Source organism: Xenorhabdus sp. NBAII XenSa04, from assembly GCF_963866145.1.
GTDB classification, from domain to species: domain Bacteria; phylum Pseudomonadota; class Gammaproteobacteria; order Enterobacterales; family Enterobacteriaceae; genus Xenorhabdus; species Xenorhabdus indica.
The window spans coordinates 1-385 of the sequence record NZ_CAWMEB010000275.1 but is presented as its reverse complement, the minus strand read 5'-3'; the positions used below and the strand labels follow the sequence as shown (position 1 = coordinate 385).

Sequence of the window (385 nt, the reverse complement as noted above, 5' to 3'; positions counted from 1 at the left end):
CTCCCCATTGGCCGGCCCATTGCCAATACACGAATTTACCTGCTGGATAGTCATGGCCAGCCCGTACCGTTGGGGGCAATCGGTGAGATTTATGTGGGGGGAGATGGTGTGGCCTGTGGCTATCTGAACCGACCTGAATTAACAGTGCAACGTTTCCTCATCGACCCGTTTAGTGATAACCCTGATGCGCGCCTGTACCGCACCGGGGATTTAGCCCGTTACCGCCCGGACGGTAATCTGGAGTTTCTGGGCCGTAACGACCAGCAGGTGAAAATTCGTGGTTTCCGTATTGAGCCGGGGGAAATTGAGGCCCGGCTGGCCGAGTATCCGGCAGTGCGTGAGGCGGTTGTACTGGCACTGGGTGGTGGAATGGACAAACGGCTGG

1 protein-coding gene is annotated in these 385 nt (G+C 57.4%); it reads left to right on the top strand.

Going from position 1 to position 385, the window contains the following annotated elements:
• A partial coding sequence (locus AAC147_RS10170; protein WP_047686515.1) for an AMP-binding protein occupies positions 1 to 385 on the top strand: 385 nt, incomplete at both ends.